Here is an 18,315-nt window from a genome sequence, read left to right as displayed (position 1 = left end):
CTTAAAGGTCGTAATTGCCAGCGGCTTCAGGCTGGTATTCAACTTCCAGCAGTTCCAGCTTGAGGGTTTTGCCGCCCGGTGCTGGCCAGTTGATATGTTGGCCGACCTGAAGACCCAGCAAGGCACTGCCGACGGGTGCAAGAATCGAAATCTTGCCTTCGTCTGCGTTCGCGTCTTTGGGGTAAACCAGTGTCAGGTGGTAATCCTTGCCGCTGCCCTGTTCGCGGCAGTGCACACGCGAATTCATGGTGACAACGCCTGCAGGCACTTCGGTATGGCCTACAACCGTTTCGGCACGATCAAGTTCTTCTTGTAGCGCGACGACGCCTGGCAACGAATCGTCGAGGGACTCAATCAATTGCTCCAGACGCTGGACGTCCAGGCGGGTGAGGATGATGGAGGGTTGGGGTGAAGTGGTCATGACCTGGCAGACTCCTTTTTTCTGCACGAAAAAGCAAAACCCCGCCAGAAAATGGCGGGGTTTTGACCAACCTCGTTAGTGCGAGGCGAACCCGGACACTACCACAGCAAAATAAATACACAAGCCAGAGGCCAATGCCGTTGCAGCCTGTAACCGTGATTACGGGGCGCGCCTGAGGCGCGCCTGTTCACAAATCACCCGGCGCCGCTGGTCGTCTGCCGAACGCCACTCGCGGATGTCTTCGACATGCCGAAAGCAGCCCAGACACACTTTGTGTTCATCCAGCCGGCACGTGCTGATGCAAGGCGACGGCACCGCCGGGCTGACGTTGCTGTACAGCGGTTTTGCAGGTTTAGCAGGGGCAGTCACAGTTAAATCTCGTCAAAATCCAGCTCGGTCTCGGCGTGTTCCAGTGTTAAGCGCTCAACCATTTCGCACAACAGTTCATCAGATTTGTCGCACTTCCAGGTGCTGAGTTTTTCGTCGTAATCGAAGTGGAAACCGCCGCTAGGCGCCGCCAGCCAAAGTTGTAGCAGAGGGGCCTGACGACTGAAAATCAGCTGTTTACCGCTCTCAAACTTGATTGTCAGAATACCTGCGGCGTTCTCTACGTCGACGTCCAGATCGCTGTCGTCAAAAATGTCTTCCAGGTTTTCCTGGGTTGCATCGACCAGATCGTGGAAACGGGCTTCAGTCAAACTCATGGTGGAACCTCGTAATGTCTAGTCATGCTCGGAGATCGCAAGATACGGGCGCTCCAGACCGATTGCAAACCCCAACCGACCCGCAGCCGGCACAGGACTGATTATCCGCACAGGTGCTTTTGCGCGACCGCTCTGCTGCATAGGCAAGCCGGTGGGTGCTCGGTATACTCGGGCGCAATTAAAGCTTTTCAAAGGATTTCGCCATGAAGCGCCTGATCTCTTCCCTTGCTGCGCTCGTCGCGGTTGCTTGCCTTGTTTCTGCCTGTGGTCAAAAAGGTCCGCTGTACCTGCCCGATGACACCAAGTCCCCTGAAGACCAAGCGAAGTCGTCGCAACCGCACAAGCACTGATAAGGGAACACCATGGACGCTTTTAACTACCGGGACGGCGAGTTATTCGCTGAAGGTGTTTCGCTGACGGCCATTGCCGAGCGTTTTGGTACGCCCACGTATGTGTATTCCCGGGCCCACATCGAGGCGCAATACAACGCGTATGCCGACGCATTGAGCGGCATGCCGCATCTGGTGTGTTTTGCAGTTAAAGCCAACTCCAACCTGGGTGTACTCAATGTCCTGGCGCGTTTGGGCGCCGGTTTTGACATCGTGTCCCGTGGCGAGCTGGAGCGTGTGCTGGCCGCAGGCGGCTCGGCTGACAAGATCGTGTTTTCCGGTGTCGGCAAGACCCGCGATGACATGCGTCGCGCACTCGAAGTGGGCGTGCATTGCTTCAACGTCGAGTCCACCGACGAGCTGGAGCGCCTGCAGGTCGTGGCCGCCGAGATGGGCGTGCGTGCGCCGATCTCGCTGCGGGTCAACCCGGATGTGGACGCGGGCACCCACCCGTACATCTCCACTGGCCTCAAAGAAAACAAATTCGGTATCGCCATCGCGGACGCAGAGGATGTGTACATCCGTGCTGCGCAGTTGCCGAACCTCGAAGTGGTCGGCGTCGATTGCCACATCGGTTCGCAACTGACCACCCTTGACCCGTTCATCGATGCGCTCGACCGCCTGCTGGCGTTGATCGACCGGTTGGGCGACTGCGGGATTTACCTGCGCCATATCGACCTGGGCGGTGGCTTGGGCGTGCGTTATCGCGATGAAGAACCTCCGCTGGCGGCTGACTACATCAAGGCGGTGCGCGAGCGCATCGAGGGCCGTGATCTGGCGCTGGTGTTCGAGCCGGGCCGTTTCATTGTGGCCAACGCGGGCGTGCTGCTGACACAGGTCGAGTACCTCAAGCACACCGAACACAAAGACTTCGCCATCGTTGATGCGGCGATGAATGACCTGATCCGCCCTGCGCTGTATCAGGCCTGGATGGACGTGACGGCGGTTCGCCCGCGCGACACTGAAGCCCGTGCCTACGACATCGTGGGTCCGATCTGCGAAACCGGCGACTTCCTGGCCAAAGACCGCCCGTTGGCGCTGGCCGAAGGTGATCTGCTGGCGGTGCATTCGGCCGGTGCCTATGGTTTTGTCATGAGCTCTAACTACAACACCCGTGGCCGTGCGGCCGAGGTGCTGGTGGACGGCGATCAGGCGTTCGAAGTGCGTCGTCGCGAGACGGTTGCCGAGCTGTTTGCTGGCGAAAGCCTGCTGCCGGAGTGAACCCATGTTGCTGCGTTTTACCAAAATGCACGGCCTGGGCAATGACTTCATGGTTCTCGACCTGGTCAGCCAGCACGCGCACATCCTGCCCAAGCACGCCAAGCAATGGGGCGACCGGCACACGGGCGTCGGCTTCGATCAATTATTGATCGTTGAAGCGCCCAGCAACCCGGAAGTGGATTTCCGTTACCGGATCTTCAACGCCGACGGTTCCGAGGTTGAGCAGTGTGGCAACGGTGCCCGCTGTTTCGCCCGTTTTGTGCTCGACAAGCGCCTGACCACCAAGCGTCAGATCAAGGTCGAAACCAAAAGCGGCATCATTGAACTGAACGTGCGCAGTGACGGCCAGATCAGCGTGGATATGGGCCCGCCGCGTCTGGTGCCGGCCGAGATTCCGTTTGTGGCGGATGCGCAGGCGCTGAGCTATGACGTGGACGTCGATGGCCAGACGGTCCAGTTGGCCGCGGTCTCGATGGGCAACCCGCATGCGGTGTTGCGCGTCGACGACATCAATGCCGCGCCGGTTCATGAGTTAGGCCCGAAAATTGAACACCACCCGCGCTTCCCGGCCCGGGTCAATGTCGGCTTTTTGCACGTCATCGACCGTCACCGCGCGCAATTGCGTGTCTGGGAGCGCGGCGCCGGGGAAACCCAGGCCTGCGGCACAGGCGCGTGCGCTGCGGCGGTGGCTGCCATCCTTCAGGGCTGGATGCACACCCCGGTGACGCTGGACCTGCCCGGTGGTCGTTTGACCATCGAGTGGGAAGGTCCGGGTCATTCAGTGATCATGACCGGCCCGGCGATGCGTGTTTACGAAGGACAAGTCCGTTTATGAGCGAGCGCACACGATGACCGACCAGCCACAGCCAGCAGACCTCGATGTCCAGGATCAAAGCCCCGAGGCTGCGGCCGTGGCGGCTTATCTTCAGGCTCACCCCGACTTCTTCAGCCAGCGCGAAGAACTGTTGTTGACCCAACGCATTCCTCACCAGCGCGGCGATACGGTGTCGTTGGTGGAGCGCCAGCTTGAGCTGTTGCGTGGCCGCAATATCGAGATGCGCCATCGCCTGTCACAACTGATGGATGTGGCCCGCGACAACGATCGCCTGTTTGAGAAAACCCGCCGTTTGAACCTGGCCCTGATGGACGCCACCAGCCTTGAAGAGCTGGTGATCGCCGTTGAAGACAGCCTGCGACAGGACTTTCAGGTGCCCTTCGTCAGCCTTGTGTTGTTTGGTGATAACCCGATGCCGGTAGGGCGCTGGGTCAATAGCGCGGACGCCCAGCGTGCCCTCGGGGGGTTGCTGGCCGAAGGCAAGGCCGTGAGTGGCAGCCTGCGCGAGCATGAACTGGACTTCCTGTTCGGCGAAGCGCAGCGCAAGCAAATAGGCTCGACGGCTGTCGTTGCCCTCAACCATCTGGGCCTGCACGGCGTATTGGCCGTCGCCAGCCGCGATCCGCAGCATTATAAAAGCTCGGTGGGCACCCTGTTCCTCAGCTACATCGCTGAAGTGCTGGGTCGCGTGTTGCCGCGTTTCACCAACGCCCTGCGCTCGGTGCGCTAGGCATGCAACGGCAACTGGACGCTTACTGCATTCACCTGCGCAGTGAGCGCCAAGTGTCGCCCCACACGCTGGAAGCCTATCGCCGCGATCTCGGCAAGGTCGTGGCGTTTTGCAGCAAAGAAGCCATCCCCAACTGGGCGGCCCTGGATATTCAGCGCCTGCGTCAGTTGGTGGCGCGCCTGCATCATCAGGGACAGTCTTCGCGCAGCATTGCGCGGTTGTTGTCGGCCGTTCGCGGGTTGTATCACTACCTCAACCGCGAAGGCCTGTGCGATCACGACCCGGCCAACGGTCTGGCGCCGCCCAAAGGCGAACGTCGCCTGCCCAAAACCCTCGACACCGACCGCGCCCTGCAACTGCTGGAAGGCGCCGTGGAAGAGGATTTCCTCGCGCAGCGCGATCAGGCGATTCTGGAATTGTTTTACTCCTCCGGGCTGCGCCTGTCGGAGCTGACGGGGTTGAATCTGGATCAACTGGACCTGGCTGACGGGCTGGTGCAAGTGTTGGGTAAAGGCAGCAAGACGCGTGTGCTGCCGGTCGGGCAAAAGGCCCGCGAGGCGCTGCAGGTCTGGCTGCCTTTGCGGGCGCTGGCCAACCCTGAAGACGACGCGGTGTTTGTCAGCCAGCGCGGGCGCCGTCTCGGGCCTCGCGCCATTCAACTGCGCGTCAAGGCTGCGGGCGAGCGCGAGTTGGGGCAAAACCTGCACCCGCACATGCTGCGCCATTCGTTTGCCAGCCATTTGCTAGAGTCCTCTCAGGATTTGCGCGCGGTGCAAGAGTTGCTCGGGCATTCGGACATCAAAACCACGCAAATCTATACCCATCTGGACTTCCAGCATCTGGCGACGGTCTACGACAGCGCCCACCCACGGGCCAAACGCAGTAAGGGCAGTGAATGACGATTGAACTGATTACCTTCGATCTTGACGACACGCTGTGGCACACCGCCCCCGTGATCATGCGGGCCGAAGAGACCTTGCGGCAGTGGCTGGCTGTAAACGCACCGGATGTGGGCGCTCTGGAACCTGGAACATTCCAGGCGATTCGCGAGCAGGTTTTAAGTGAACACCCGCACCTCAAGCACCGAATCAGTGCACTGCGTCGGCACGTGCTGTTCCACGCCCTGCAGGAGGCGCAATACGCTGATGCACACGCGTTGGCAGACGCGGCGTTTGAGGTGTTCATCGAGGCCCGCCACGCGCTGGAAGTTTTCCCGCAGGTCGAGCCAATGCTGGCGTTACTGGCGCGCGATTACGCACTGGGGGTTGTCACCAATGGCAATGCTGACGTGCGGCGCATCGGTTTGGGGCATCACTTCAGGTTTGTGTTGTGCGCCGAAGACATCGGCATCGCCAAGCCGGATGCACGTTTGTTCCACGAAGCTTTGTCGCGAGGCGGCGTGAAGGCCGGTGCTGCCGTGCATGTGGGCGATCATCCGGGCGACGACATCGCTGGCGCCCAGCAGGCCGGCTTGCGCGCCGTCTGGTTTAACCCCGGTGGCAACATCTGGCAAGGCGACACGCGTCCTGACGCTGAAATCGGCTGCCTGAGCGAGTTGCCTCAGGTGCTCAAGCACTTTGGTTGAAGCTGTTTATCGCCGCTGAGGGGGGAGCCGGGTTACGGCTTCGTGCCTCGGCTGCTGGCCCGGATCCATTCCCGGCACTCGCAAAAAAGCCCGCAGCGACGGCGGGCTTTTTTTTCAAGCAAACAACAGACCTTAAATAGGTCGGCTGCCGTACTTGTTGTCAGGCTTCTTGGGTGGATCTGCCACCACATTGGCCTCGACTTCCTGCACCTTGCCGCCACGGGAAAGAAACTCCTCCATGGCGCGAGCCAGAGCGTCACGCTCCTTGTTTTTGGCTTCTACGCTGGGCAGGTCATCGACCGACACCGCTGCCTTGGATTTGCCTTTGGCCACCGGGACCGGCACATCGTCGCCACCGTCGTCGTCAGCCACGTCATCGGCGGCCGCTTCAAGACCTTCTTCGGTTTCGTCTTCGTCACCTACTTCGAGGTCATCATTTTCCAGATCATCGTCGCTCATGTTCTACCCCATGACTTACGTAAAGCAGATTAGTTATAGACCAGCTACGCCCACCGTGGACCGCCGCTGGTGAAAAAGTAGCCCCGGATGACCCGCGGCTTACGCCTCTTCGCCTTGTAAGGCGGTAGGACTTTACGAATGCCGTTGAGGGCATTCGCTCATTAAATAAACACGTGTCAGGTACCTGGCGCAGGGCCTTGGTACGCTGACCTTGAAAGCCTGAGGAGATGATCCGTGCCTTCGTGGTTTTCGGGCGCTTAACTCCGCCCTTCGGCGCGCATTCTAGCGTGCTGAAGAAAAAAGCAAAGCAGCTAATAGTCGAGTTGTGATGTAAGTGTTCGTCTTACATTTCATCGTAGATCTGATAACTGCTTAAAGGTGTAGGAAAAATCATTCTCTTGATGCGAATGGCGCCACATTCCGGGCAAAAAAATACCCGGCAGGCCGGGTATTTTTTTCGAGGGGCTGCTTACAAGTTGTAGCCGCGCTCGTTGTGTTGCGCCAGATCCAGGCCTACGGCTTCCTCTTCCTCCGTCACCCGCAGACCCATCACGGCATCCAGTACTTTGAGGATGACGAAGGTCACAATCGCGGTGTAGATGACAGTGAACGCTACGCCCTTGCACTGAATCCAGACTTGGGCCGCGATGTCGGTCACCGTACCGAAGCCGCCCAGTGCCGGGGCGGCAAATACGCCAGTGAGGATGGCGCCAACGATACCGCCCACCCCGTGTACACCAAAGGCGTCCAGCGAATCGTCATAGCCCAGTTTGCGCTTGAGGCTGGTGGCGCAGAGGAAGCAGATCACGCCCGACGCCAGGCCGATCACGATCGAACCCATTGGGCCTACGGTGCCAGCCGCCGGGGTGATGGCCACCAGACCGGCCACCACGCCTGAGGCAATGCCCAGCGCGCTTGGCTTGCCGTGGGTGACCCACTCGGCAAACATCCAGCCCAGCGCAGCGGCGGCGGTCGCAATTTGGGTCACCAGCATCGCCATACCGGCCGTGCCATTGGCGGCTGCGGCAGAACCTGCGTTGAAGCCGAACCAGCCGATCCACAGCATCGCGGCACCGACCAGCGTGTAACCGAGGTTATGCGGCGCCATGGGGGTGGTCGGGTAGCCTTTGCGCTTGCCCAGCACAATGCACGCCACCAGGCCCGCGATACCCGCGTTGATATGCACCACGGTGCCGCCCGCGAAATCGAGCACGCCCCAGTCCCACATCAGGCCGCCGTTGCCGCTCCACACCATGTGCGCGATGGGCGCATACACCAGGGTGAACCACACGCCCATGAAGATCAGCATCGCCGAGAACTTCATGCGCTCAGCAAAGGCGCCGACGATCAGCGCGGGAGTGATGATGGCGAAGGTCATCTGGAAGGTGATGAACACGGCTTCCGGGAACAGTGCGGTGGGCGATGTCAGGCTGGCGGGCGTGACGCCTGCCAGGAACGCTTTGCCGAACCCGCCGATGAACGAGTTGAAGTTGGTGACGCCCTGCTCCATGCCGGTGGTGTCGAACGTGATGCTGTAGCCATAAATGACCCACAGAATGCTGATCAGGCCGGTGATGGCGAAGCACTGCATCATCACAGAAAGAAGGTTTTTGGAGCGCACCATGCCGCCGTAGAACAGCGCCAGGCCGGGAATGGTCATAAACAGCACCAGGGCCGTTGCGGTCAGCATCCAGGCGGTATCGCCGGAGTTGAGGACTGGAGCGGCCACTTCGTCTGCCGCCATGGCCAGGCCGGGCATTACGACAGACAACAGGGCTCCGAGCCCTGCGAATTTACGCAGAGTCATAGTGTTTTCTCCTGGGGCGTTGGGGTTTGGCGGCTTAGATGGCGTCGGTATCGGTTTCGCCGGTACGGATGCGGATAGCCTGTTCCAGATTGACCACAAAAATCTTGCCGTCACCGATCTTGCCGGTGTTGGCAGCCTTGGTTATCGCCTCGATAACCCGGTCAAGATCTTTGTCGTCGATGGCGACATCAATCTTCACCTTTGGCAGAAAATCGACCACGTATTCAGCGCCGCGGTATAGCTCGGTATGGCCTTTCTGCCGGCCGAAGCCTTTGACCTCAGTAACGGTAATGCCCTGCACGCCGATCTCGGACAGCGACTCGCGCACGTCGTCTAACTTGAACGGCTTGATAATGGCGGTGACTAGCTTCATGAAACTTCTCCCGAATTGGTGGACTTGCCCCAGGAAAACAAACCCGGCCCAAGTCTAAGCGCAGTGTCTGGCTTTGTAACGCGTCGTCAGCCTTCTTCAGGCCGTTCAACCTCAGTTAACTGCTGGTGACGAAAACATCCCTTGATCCGCCTGCCGCACTGCCTTCGTCACAGCAACTGCATCAGTGCATGAGTCATTACTGCCTTAGCAGAAACCTTGCCATGTCTGGAAAAGTCAGAAATTACAGCGACTTATCAGGTGTAGAGAAAACACAGCCGGAAGAAGCACGGATTTTGTGCACAAAAACAGTGCGCGGGAGGGGGATGGCATGCTCATAAAATGTGCAACGGCCCCCGGCGCCGTTAGGGTTGAAACCCCGTGATACACTCGGCGCCATCAGTGTTAAGGACCTATTCCATGCTCGCGCCCAAAGATTTTCTCGATGCCCTGAGTGGCCAAGCTGCTCGTTTGTTCAATGGCGACACCGCCTTGTCGCGCAATGAAATCGAAAGCCAGTTCAAAGCCCTGCTGCAAAGCGGCTTCAGCAAGCTGGATTTGGTCAGTCGCGAAGAGTTCGACAGCCAGATGGTGGTTCTGGCGCGCACCCGTGCCCGCCTTGAAACGCTGGAAGCCAAAGTGGCCGAAATGGAAGCCCGATTGCTGCCACCTGCCGAATAATCGCGCAGCCCCGGCTATGGGCAACGGACGTGTTTGCATGACGCCCTGAAACCCGTGGGTGTCCGCCGGTAGGGTTGCCAGCACGTGACGCAGCGCCTGTTCACATTCCGTATCCATTCAACCTCCTCCCATGAGCGTCAATTCGCGCAGGATGCGTTTTTTGCGAACTCAAGGAGTGAGTCATGTCTCTGGCGATTGTTCACAGCCGTGCCAAGGTGGGCGTTGAGGCGCCTGTAGTGACCGTCGAAGCGCACCTGGCCAATGGCTTGCCTGCGCTGACGCTGGTCGGTTTGCCTGAAACCGCCGTCAAAGAAAGCAAAGACCGGGTGCGCAGTGCGATCCTCAACGCCGGTTTTGACTTCCCGGCTCGCCGCATCACGCTCAATCTCGCGCCCGCCGACCTGCCCAAGGACGGCGGGCGTTTTGATGTGGCCATCGCGCTGGGGATCTTGGCGGCCAGTGGGCAATTGCCTGCCGTGGCGCTGGAAAACGTGGAATTTCTCGGTGAGTTGGCGTTGTCGGGGGCGATTCGTCCGGTGCAGGGCGTTCTGCCCGCTGCTTTGGCTGCCCGGGCGGCGGGGCGTGCGCTGGTGGTGCCCGTGGCCAATGCCGAGGAAGCCTGTCTGGCCTCCGGGTTGACGGTGATTGCGGTCGAGCATTTGCTGCAAGTGGTCGCGCACTTTTCGGGCCGCACGGTGATGGAGCCTTACATCGCCAGCGGCCTGCTCCAAGTGAGCAAGCCGTACCCCGACCTGAGCGATGTACAAGGCCAGCAATCGGCCAAGCGCGCTCTGCTGGTCGCCGCCGCTGGCAGCCATAACCTCTTATTCACAGGCCCGCCCGGCACCGGTAAAACCCTGCTGGCCAGCCGCCTGCCCGGTTTACTGCCGCCGCTCGATGAACAGGAGGCGCTTGAGGTCGCGGCCATTCAGTCCGTGGCCAGCCATGAGCCGCTGAGCAGTTGGCCGCAACGCCCCTTTCGTCAGCCACATCACTCCGCGTCCGGCCCGGCATTGGTGGGCGGAGGTTCCAGGCCGCAGCCGGGTGAAATCACGCTGGCCCACCACGGCGTCTTGTTCCTCGACGAGTTGCCTGAGTTTGACCGCAAGGTGCTGGAGGTTTTACGCGAGCCAATGGAGTCGGGCTTTATCGTGATAGCGCGAGCGCGAGACCGCATGCGTTTCCCGGCGCGCTTCCAGCTGGTGGCCGCCATGAACCCCTGCCCCTGCGGTTTTCTGGGAGAGCCCACCGGGCGCTGCCGCTGCACGCCGGAGCAGATCCAGCGATACCGCAACAAACTGTCCGGTCCGCTGCTGGACCGTATCGACCTGCACCTGACCGTGGCCCGTGAAACCACCTCGCTCAATCCGCTCGCGCAATCGGGCGACAACACCGCAACGGCTGCCGCCTCGGTGGCGTTGGCCCGTGGGCGGCAAGTTCAGCGCCAGGGCTGCGCCAATGCGTTTCTCGACTTGCCCGGCGTACGCCGCCATTGTCAGTTGACGGCTGTGGATAACACCTGGCTGGAAAACGCCTGCGAGCGCATGACCTTGTCGTTGCGCGCGGCGCATCGCCTGTTGAAAGTGGCGCGCACGCTGGCGGATCTGGAAGGGGCCGGATCGATAGAACGCCGGCATCTGGCCGAGGCGTTGCAGTATCGGCCGGTCAGTGGCTGAAGCGCCACCGCGCGCAATCCTTCACACCCTGCGCCGTACGCTTTAGGGCGTCACGGCCCTTTACCTCGCGCCTGCTTGCCTGCCAAAGCGTTGAAAATGACAGGCATCAGTTAATGGCTAATTGACTCCGATATCGTTTAGCCAGTACTGTCACGCGCTTAATCAGGGAAGCGGTTCGGGCACACGTCCGGGTTTAACCGCGCGAATTTAAAAAGATGGAGCTCGGATGCGCGGCGCACTTCTACGCAGTGGTAAAAGCGGTGATTTCACAGCCCTTGGCGAAACCGGACAGCCGGTTTACCGGGCAGCACTGCAGTTACGCGAAGCCATTCGCCGCAAAAATCCAGAAATGGCTCAGCACTTGGCCATCCCGCAAAGCGATGAACTGGGCGACAACATTGACTGGTACAGCGAGCTGCCGGGCGATGTGATCCCCTGGAGCAGCGCCACCCCTGATGAGCGCGCCCATGCCGTAGGCGAGCTGGAAAAGCTCCAGGCGTTCCTCAACCAGCTCAGTGCCACCTACCTCGACCCGAACAGCGATACCAAGCCTTCTGTCGACCGCACCGTGTTCGGCAAACTGCTGGGGCACGTGCTGCCTTTCCCGGACGAACATTACGTGTACCTGGTCAACGGCAAACCCGTGTTGACGTTCTGGGGGTTCCGTCGCCCCGGGGCCGATCACAACATGGACCCGTTGCACTGCTTGCGCCCGCAGGCCGCGCCGCTGGTCACGCCTGCGCCCGTGGTGCCGCCGATTGCCGAACCCGTCCCCGCGCCTGCACCGTTGCCGGTGGTGGCGCGGCCATGGTGGCGTCGTTGGTGGTGGCTGTTGCCGCTGCTTTTGCTGTTGTTGCTCCTGCTGCTGTTTGGCCTGCGCGGCTGCGCGCCACAATTGGGCTTGCCCGCGCAGATATGGCCAACCGTGCCGGATGTGAACGTGCCTGACGTGAGCGTGCCCGCCCCTGACGTCAACGCTGACCTGTCGCTGCCCAATGGCGGCCCCACCGTGCCGGGCGCAGGTCTGGGGGCTTCGGTGCCCAATGCTCAGGTGCCCACCGTGCCGGATGCACAGCCCGCTGCTGAGCCTCAGCCCGAGTCCGAGCCGCAACCGGAGCCTGACGCCGCGCCGCCTGCCCCTGCAGACGAGCCGTCAGCGCCGGATGCAGCCGAGCCAGCCGAGGCTGCCGACCAAACGCCACCTGCCCCGCCGCAGATCCCGGATGAGCCGCAAGCGTCGACGCCACCGCCAGCGCCGAATGTACCCGGCGAACCGCTGACCATCCCGGCACAAAGCCCTGATGGTCAGGCGGACTTCCTCAATGGCCACTACCGCGCAGGTGCGGGCATTCAAGACAAAAACACCGGCAAGCCACTGCGCCTTGAATACCAGTTCAAGGACGGCAAAGGCGACGTGATTGTGCGCAAGGCCAACGGCATCAACTGCACCGGCCCGGTATCGGCTGCGATGCAGGGCGGCAGTCTGGCGATCAATAGCCAGGGTCAGGCGGCGTGCAGCGACGGCAGCAGTTACGAGATGCCGCAGATTGATTGCCGCCAGGGTGCCCGCAGCATTGCCGATTGCACCGGCGTTTACGAAGACAAGAAATTCCCCATCTCCATGCGCCAGACGGGCGAATAATGACCGGAAGACTCTGACATGCTGCCTCAAGTTACCCAATTTGAAGACACCGTCATCCTCGTGGGTGACACCGGCGTCCAGTTCATGGATTTCGCCCTGCGACTGGACCCGAAAAAGCTGCCCTCCGGTGACTTCGCGCCGTTGACCAACGGTTTGCTGTGCCGCCTTGAAGAAGGCGAACGCAATGGCCTGACCAGCTACTTTTACGAAAGCGAGCCAGGCAAAACCGTCGAAGCGCGCAGCACCCTGAACATCAGCATGGACAGCAGCCTGCAGCTCTACGACGGGCTTTGGCTGCCGATTCCGGTGTTCCGTCACCGCCCGCCGTACACCTTTGATCAAGGCCCGACCAACTGGTCGCGCATGCGCCTGGTGCGCCTGGCCGAGCCGGATGTCGATGGCAATACCCATCGCCTGACGCTGGCATTCGACACCCGCACCATGGACAAGCACGACACCAGCCTCTACCTGGGCCCCAACAAGGATGACGCCAGCTCGGGCGTCACCTTCAAACTGGCGTGCAAGCCGCAGCAGGCGCGCTGGTTCCTCGATCAGATCTGGGTCAAGGAATGGCTGCTGGAGGTGTTCAAGGAAGGCAACGCGAAAACCCCGCGTGACGAGCTGGAAAAAGACATCAAGGAAGGCTGGCCCGAGGCGCACTACCTCAACCTGCTCAGCCTGTTCATGGAACCGTGCACCACGCGCGACAACACCACCCCGCCGCCGCAGGTCAAAGTGCCGGAACTCAAGGTTGTGGCCAGCCACGGCAGCGGTGTCACGCCGCCGATTCCGGTGGACCTGGTCCTCGACGTCGGCAACTCGCGCACCTGTGGGATCCTCATCGAAGACCACGGCCAGACCGGTTCGGGCCTCAAGGACAACTATGTGCTTGAGTTGCGTGACCTGATTACCCCCGAGCACACCTACAACGATGCGTTCGAAAGCCGCGTCGAGTTTGCGCAAGCCTCGTTCGGCAAGGACCATTGCTCGGTCAAGAGCGGCCGTCACGATGCCTTCCAGTGGGCCACCATCGCCCGCGTGGGCAAAGAAGCCGGGCGCCTGGCCAGCCGTCGCCGTGGCACCGAAGGGTCGACCGGGCTGTCGAGCCCCAAACGCTATCTGTGGGATGAGAACACGTACGACCACGGCTGGCGCTTCAACTGCGCCTACGTCAAGACCGACAAGGAGCCGTTCGCCACTGCCGCGCCGTTTTCGCACCTGATTAATGAGACCGGCGACGCGCTGTACAGCCTCGACCCTGACGAACAGCTGCCCGTGTTCATGCCGCGTTACTCACGCAGCTCGCTGATGACCTTCATGCTGGCCGAAGTGCTGGCGCAGGCACTGATGCAAATCAACAGCCCTGCCCAGCGTTCGCGTCAGGGTCATACCCGCGTGCCGCGTCGCCTGAACAGCATCACGCTGACCGTGCCGCCGGGCATGCCGCAGGCCGAGCGCAGCATCCTTGAGAAACGCATGCGCCACGCCATCGGCCTGGTGTGGAAAAGCCTGAACTGGCAAACCGATGAACTGGACCCTTACGATCAGGACGCCGCGCCGTCCACCACGCCGCTGCCCAAAGTGCGCGTGGAGTGGGACGAGGCGTCGTGCGGGCAACTGGTGTACCTCTACACCGAAGTGAACGAAAACTTCGCGGGCCATCCCGAAGAGTTCTTCGACGCCATTTCCCGCCCCGGCAAGACAGACCGTGAGCGCATCACGCTGGCCACCATCGACATCGGCGGCGGCACCACTGACCTGGTCATCACCGACTATCGGCTGGACCGTGCGGGCAACGCCACCAGCGGCAGTAACGTGCACATCGTGCCGGAACAGCGTTTCCGGGACGGCTTCAAGGTGGCGGGCGACGACATCCTGCTCGACGTGATTCAGGAATTCATCCTGCCCAGCTTCGAGAAGGCTTTGCAGGACGCGGGCGTAAAAGCCCCGGCTTCGCTGATGTCGCGCCTGTGCGGCGCCGAGTCCGGCAGCGCGCAAGACATGGTGCTGCGCCAGCAACTGAACTTGCAGGTGTTCACCCCGCTGGGGCTGGAACTGCTGCGCCAGTACGAGCTTTACAACCCGGAGTTCCCGGTCGTTGCCAGCACCCACACCTACCTTGAGCTGCTGGGCAAAGACGCCATCAGCCAGAGCGTGCTCGATTACGTGAACAGCGCGGTACGCCGCGAGCTGGGCGGCCAGACCGATTTCGACCTGTGCAAGACCCCCATTACCTTTGACCTGCAAGTGATGCATGGCGCGTTCCTCAACGGCCAGATCAACATCACCAAAATCCTCGGTGCGCTGTGTGAAGTGATCGCCCACTACCCGTGCGACATGTTGCTGCTGACCGGCCGCCCGTCCCGCTTGCCGGGCATTCAAGCGTTTATCCGCAAAATGCTGCCGCTGCCACCGGGGCGCATTCTCGCGCTGCAAAACTACCGCACCGGCGGCTGGTACCCGTTCCACAAGAACGGCCTGATCGACGACCCGAAAAGCACCGCCTCGGTGGGCGCCATGCTGTGCCTGCTGTGCGCCAATCACAGCGTGCCGAACTTCTACTTCCGTTCTTCGGCACTCAAGCCCTATTCGACCATCAAGCACCTGGGCGTGATCGACCTGAGCAACATCATCACCGACGCCGACGTGCTGTACCGCGACCTGAAGTCGGCGGACGGGCGCATCGTGCTGCCTGAAATCGGTGAGGGCCTCGACGCCCGCACGCCTGCGCTGGAAATGCGCGGTGACATGCGGTTGGGCTTCCGCCAACTGGCGGCCGAACGCTGGTCCGCCTCGCCGCTGTACACCCTGAGTTTCACGCCGTCGGGGCGTCAGCGTTTCTCCGAAGCGCGGCCGGTGGTGGCAGGCGAGATGCCGGTGGTCAAGGTCACCTTCAAAGTGCTTGAGCCGACCACGCAAATGAAGCGTCAGGAACAGCTCAGTGACCTGCTGAGTATCGACCAGGTGGAATCGAACACCGACAAGCAGTTCCGCAAAAGTGACTTGCTGCTGCAACTCAACACGTTGCTGGTGGCGGGCTTGAGCGACAACAAGTATTGGCTGGACAGCGGGAGCGTAAAACGCAAATGAGCAACCTGACCCCTGAGCAACAAGCGCTGCGTGACAGCTGGGCCGCGGTGTATGAAGGTGCCGGTCAGGCGCTGGACTGGGTTGAGAAAACCCGTGTCACCGCCCCGCGCCTGGACAGCGAAGCCGACGCACTCAGTCTGGAACTGCACAAGGCGCGCAATCAGGCCAAGAGCCTGAGCCGTGTGGCGACCACGCCGATGACGGCCGGGTTTTTCGGCTTGTCGCAGGCGGGCAAGTCCTTTCTGATTTCGGCACTCGCCGCAGGCCCCAAAGGCACGCTGGAAACCGACTTCGGCCCTCAGCGCATGGACTTCATCGAGCACGTGAACCCCGGCGGCGGCGGTAAAGAAGCCACCGGGCTGGTCACGCGTTTCAGCCGTCTGGCGAAAAAGAGCGAAGACGATAACTTCCCGGTCGAGCTCAAACTGTTCAACGAAATCGAGCTGGCGAAAATTCTGGCCAACACCTGGTTCAAGGATTTTGATCAGGAAAAGGTCAATTACGTCATCGACGAAGAGTGCATCCGCAAAGCGCTCAAGCCCTTCGAAGGCCGTGAAACCGGGCCTTTGCAGCCGGGTGTAAACGCTGACGACGTGGTCTCGTTGCTCGATTACCTGAACAAGAGCTTCGAAAAATCCCTCAAGGCCCTGACCCATCACTACTGGCCCAAAGTGATCAAGCTGGCCCCGCGCCTGAATTTCCAGGAGCGTGGCGAGCTGTTTTCGATCCTGTGGGGCGAGCAAAGCGCGCTGACCCGTGTGTATCAGCAATTGGCGGGTTCACTGAACCGCCTGGGCATGCCCGCCACCGTGTTCGCGCCGCTGTCGGTGCTGGTGGAGCGTCAGGGCGAGGAATACAGCCGCCGCAACAGCATCATGAGCGTCGACATCCTGGAGCGCTTCGCCAGCCCGCAGGATCTGCCGGTCGAAGTGCGTCCGTTCACCGACGGCCGCCTGCAGAACCCCAACTCCCTGCCCATTGCCCAACTGGCGGCGCTGACGGCGGAAATGACCTTTCGGCTGGTTGAAACCCCGAACGCGAAAATCGTTGAACAAGTCGACCTGCTCGACTTCCCCGGCTACCGCGGGCGACGTCAGATCAGCAGCATCTCCAGCGAAAACGGTCAGGAAAACTCGGTCTCGCAATTGATCCTGCGGGGCAAGGTGGCCTACCTGTTCGAACGCTACACCGACGATCAGGAAATGAACGCGCTGGTGGTGTGTACCGGTTCCACCAACCAGAGCGACGTGAATGACGTAGGCCCGGTGCTCAGCCGCTGGATTGAAGTCACTCAGGGCAAGACCGCGCAAGAGCGTGCGGGCCGTGCGACCGGCCTGATCTGGGCCCTGACCATGTTCGACAAGTGCATCGCCCAGTCCCTGCAAAAAACCGCGCTTCAGTTGGACGAAGAGTGGGAAAGCATGATGACGCGCACCATGCTGGAGCGCTTCAAGAGCTTCCCGTGGATGGCCAACTGGAAGAACGACCAGGCGTTCAACAACACCTATCTGGTGCGTAAACCGCGTATGCCGACGCCGTTTATCAACCTTGTGGGCAAGGACGAGCAGCAATTCTCCGACAGCTGCGGCGAGCAGTTGACGCTGATGCGCAAGACCTTCGTCAAGGCGGAGCTGGTGAGCAAGCACGTCAAAGACGTCGATCAGGCGTGGGACGCGATGCTGACCCTCAACGATGGCGGCATCACCCGGTTCAGCGAAAGTTTCAGCGAACTGGCGGGGCTGGAGTTCAAACTCAGCCGCATCCGCGAACAACTGCAACAGACGCTCAACGGCGACACGCTCAAGGCCTTGAGCCGCTTGTACCGTGCCGATGGCGATGACGCCAGCGCCGCCAAGCGCGAGCAGGCGCAGATGATTCTGGCCCAGCTCAAGCGCCGCGGCCCGGTGTTGGGCGAGCTGATCAACACCTTGCAATTGCCCAACGAAGACATCCGCGAGCTGTACCTCAACGGTGTGTATGACGAGGACGACAGCGAACCGGCAGACGATGCCGACCAGGTGGTGGAGAAAAAGCCGCAGCTCTACGCGCCGAGCAGCGACTTTGATTTCGGTGACAGCTTCGGGGATCTGTCGGTGGACTTCGATGCGCCGGTCGCCGCGGCGGCCGAGGCCAACCAGGCCCCGGAACTGCAAAGCAACGAGCACAAATTCGCCCGTGCGGTGTTCAAGGACTGGATTGCCTACCTGCGTGCGATCCCGGGCCGTCAGGGCCTGATGGACGTGCTGCAACTGGACAAACCGTCGATTGAGGCGCTGGTGGATGAACTCATCACCAGCGGCTATCGCCTCGATCTGCCCGGTCAACTGCGCGACGCCGTGCTCAAACGCGCGCAAAGCGGGTCACGCCGCGATCAGATGGTTGAACGTCAGGTGCTGGAAGTACAGCGCGTACTGAGCGACTTCGTGGCCTGGTTCGGTTACACCCAAAAGCCTGTGGCCGAGCGCCCGAAAAGCCATGCCGGAAATCGCGAGGCGTTGTTTGCCTTTTACGGCGACGTGGCCCCGGACCAGCTGCCGATTCTGCCTGCGCAACCGGCGAATCAGGCCCAGCAATTTTTGGGCGACTGGCTGAGCGGCGTGGCCTACATCACGATGGAAAACGCCGGGCATGGCTCCGGTAATGAAATCACTCCAGAACAAAATGAACGCTTGGGCCACGTGCTCAAGATGTTCCCTGCGAGATAA

17 protein-coding genes are annotated in these 18,315 nt (G+C 61.0%); 11 read left to right on the top strand and 6 right to left on the bottom strand.

All coding sequences use genetic code 11. The features are described from left to right. Position 1: 1 nt before the first annotated feature. From rnk to cyaY, 3 genes are all read right to left on the bottom strand, one after another. On the bottom strand, positions 2-421 hold the full coding sequence (rnk, locus tag TU74_RS03995) for a nucleoside diphosphate kinase regulator (RefSeq protein ID WP_047296456.1): 420 nt from the start codon (positions 419-421) through the stop codon (positions 2-4). A 159-nt stretch (positions 422-580) separates the two neighbouring features. After that, on the bottom strand, positions 581-790 hold the full coding sequence (locus tag TU74_RS03990; protein ID WP_047278869.1) for a DUF1289 domain-containing protein: 210 nt from the start codon (positions 788-790) through the stop codon (positions 581-583). 2 nt (positions 791-792) lie between these two features. Further along, positions 793-1,125, bottom strand: coding sequence for an iron donor protein CyaY (gene cyaY / locus TU74_RS03985; RefSeq protein WP_047296458.1), 333 nt, complete (start codon positions 1,123-1,125; stop codon positions 793-795). 203 nt (positions 1,126-1,328) lie between these two features. Here cyaY and lptM point away from each other — a divergent pair, with 203 nt between their 5' ends. Genes lptM through TU74_RS03955 form a run of 6 tightly spaced genes read left to right on the top strand, consistent with a single transcriptional unit; the run spans position 1,329 to position 5,885 of the window. Continuing rightward, positions 1,329-1,475, top strand: a complete 147-nt coding sequence (lptM, locus tag TU74_RS23300; RefSeq protein ID WP_047296461.1) for an LPS translocon maturation chaperone LptM — start codon at positions 1,329-1,331, stop codon at positions 1,473-1,475. Positions 1,476-1,487: 12 nt separating this feature from the next. Then, positions 1,488-2,735 (top strand): diaminopimelate decarboxylase, encoded by a 1,248-nt coding sequence (gene lysA / locus TU74_RS03975; RefSeq protein ID WP_047278862.1) that lies wholly within the window; start codon positions 1,488-1,490, stop codon positions 2,733-2,735. Between the two features lie 4 nt (positions 2,736-2,739). Next, positions 2,740-3,570, top strand: a complete 831-nt coding sequence (gene dapF / locus TU74_RS03970; RefSeq protein ID WP_047281571.1) for a diaminopimelate epimerase — start codon at positions 2,740-2,742, stop codon at positions 3,568-3,570. A 13-nt stretch (positions 3,571-3,583) separates the two neighbouring features. After that, positions 3,584-4,300 carry a DUF484 family protein gene (locus TU74_RS03965; protein ID WP_048375199.1) on the top strand — a complete coding sequence of 239 codons (717 nt, stop codon included), beginning with the start codon at positions 3,584-3,586 and terminating at the stop codon, positions 4,298-4,300. Between the two features lie 2 nt (positions 4,301-4,302). Continuing rightward, positions 4,303-5,199 carry a tyrosine recombinase XerC gene (gene xerC / locus TU74_RS03960; RefSeq protein ID WP_048375197.1) on the top strand — a complete coding sequence of 299 codons (897 nt, stop codon included), beginning with the start codon at positions 4,303-4,305 and terminating at the stop codon, positions 5,197-5,199. Continuing rightward, the gene (locus TU74_RS03955) at positions 5,196-5,885 is read left to right on the top strand and encodes an HAD family hydrolase (RefSeq protein WP_048375195.1); all 690 of its coding nucleotides are present in this window, start codon (positions 5,196-5,198) and stop codon (positions 5,883-5,885) included. The genes xerC and TU74_RS03955 overlap by 4 nt, the downstream gene beginning before the upstream one ends. 132 nt (positions 5,886-6,017) lie before the next feature. On the opposite strand, the gene sutA is transcribed toward TU74_RS03955, so the two are convergent. The 3 genes from sutA to glnK form a co-directional block, all read right to left on the bottom strand. Continuing rightward, complete coding sequence (gene sutA, locus TU74_RS03950) at positions 6,018-6,344, bottom strand: transcriptional regulator SutA (RefSeq protein ID WP_047278851.1); 327 nt, start codon at positions 6,342-6,344, stop codon at positions 6,018-6,020. 469 nt (positions 6,345-6,813) lie between these two features. Next, positions 6,814-8,151, bottom strand: coding sequence for an ammonium transporter (locus TU74_RS03945; protein ID WP_047296471.1), 1,338 nt, complete (start codon positions 8,149-8,151; stop codon positions 6,814-6,816). 34 nt (positions 8,152-8,185) lie between these two features. After that, complete coding sequence (glnK, locus tag TU74_RS03940; RefSeq protein WP_002555808.1) at positions 8,186-8,524, bottom strand: P-II family nitrogen regulator; 339 nt, start codon at positions 8,522-8,524, stop codon at positions 8,186-8,188. A 417-nt stretch (positions 8,525-8,941) separates the two neighbouring features. Between glnK and TU74_RS03935 the strand changes: the two genes are divergently transcribed. The 5 genes from TU74_RS03935 (at position 8,942) to TU74_RS03915 (ending at position 18,315) form a co-directional block, all read left to right on the top strand. Next, the gene (locus tag TU74_RS03935) at positions 8,942-9,202 is read left to right on the top strand and encodes an accessory factor UbiK family protein (RefSeq protein ID WP_048375193.1); all 261 of its coding nucleotides are present in this window, start codon (positions 8,942-8,944) and stop codon (positions 9,200-9,202) included. A 182-nt stretch (positions 9,203-9,384) separates the two neighbouring features. Then, on the top strand, positions 9,385-10,878 hold the full coding sequence (locus TU74_RS03930; protein ID WP_048375191.1) for a YifB family Mg chelatase-like AAA ATPase: 1,494 nt from the start codon (positions 9,385-9,387) through the stop codon (positions 10,876-10,878). Between the two features lie 226 nt (positions 10,879-11,104). Beyond that, entirely contained in the window at positions 11,105-12,520 is a 1,416-nt protein-coding gene (locus TU74_RS03925; RefSeq protein ID WP_047296474.1) for an SrfA family protein, read from the top strand. Between the two features lie 18 nt (positions 12,521-12,538). Next, complete coding sequence (locus TU74_RS03920; RefSeq protein WP_047278841.1) at positions 12,539-15,610, top strand: virulence factor SrfB; 3,072 nt, start codon at positions 12,539-12,541, stop codon at positions 15,608-15,610. Further along, a complete protein-coding gene (locus TU74_RS03915) occupies positions 15,607-18,315 on the top strand; it encodes a putative virulence factor (protein WP_048375189.1) in 2,709 nt (902 codons plus the stop codon). Before TU74_RS03920 ends, TU74_RS03915 begins: the two co-directional genes overlap by 4 nt.

This window comes from Pseudomonas lundensis (assembly GCF_001042985.1).
Lineage (GTDB): Bacteria > Pseudomonadota > Gammaproteobacteria > Pseudomonadales > Pseudomonadaceae > Aquipseudomonas > Aquipseudomonas lundensis.
The sequence above is the reverse complement of the archived record's forward strand: the minus strand, read 5'-3'. Positions and strand labels throughout refer to the sequence as shown.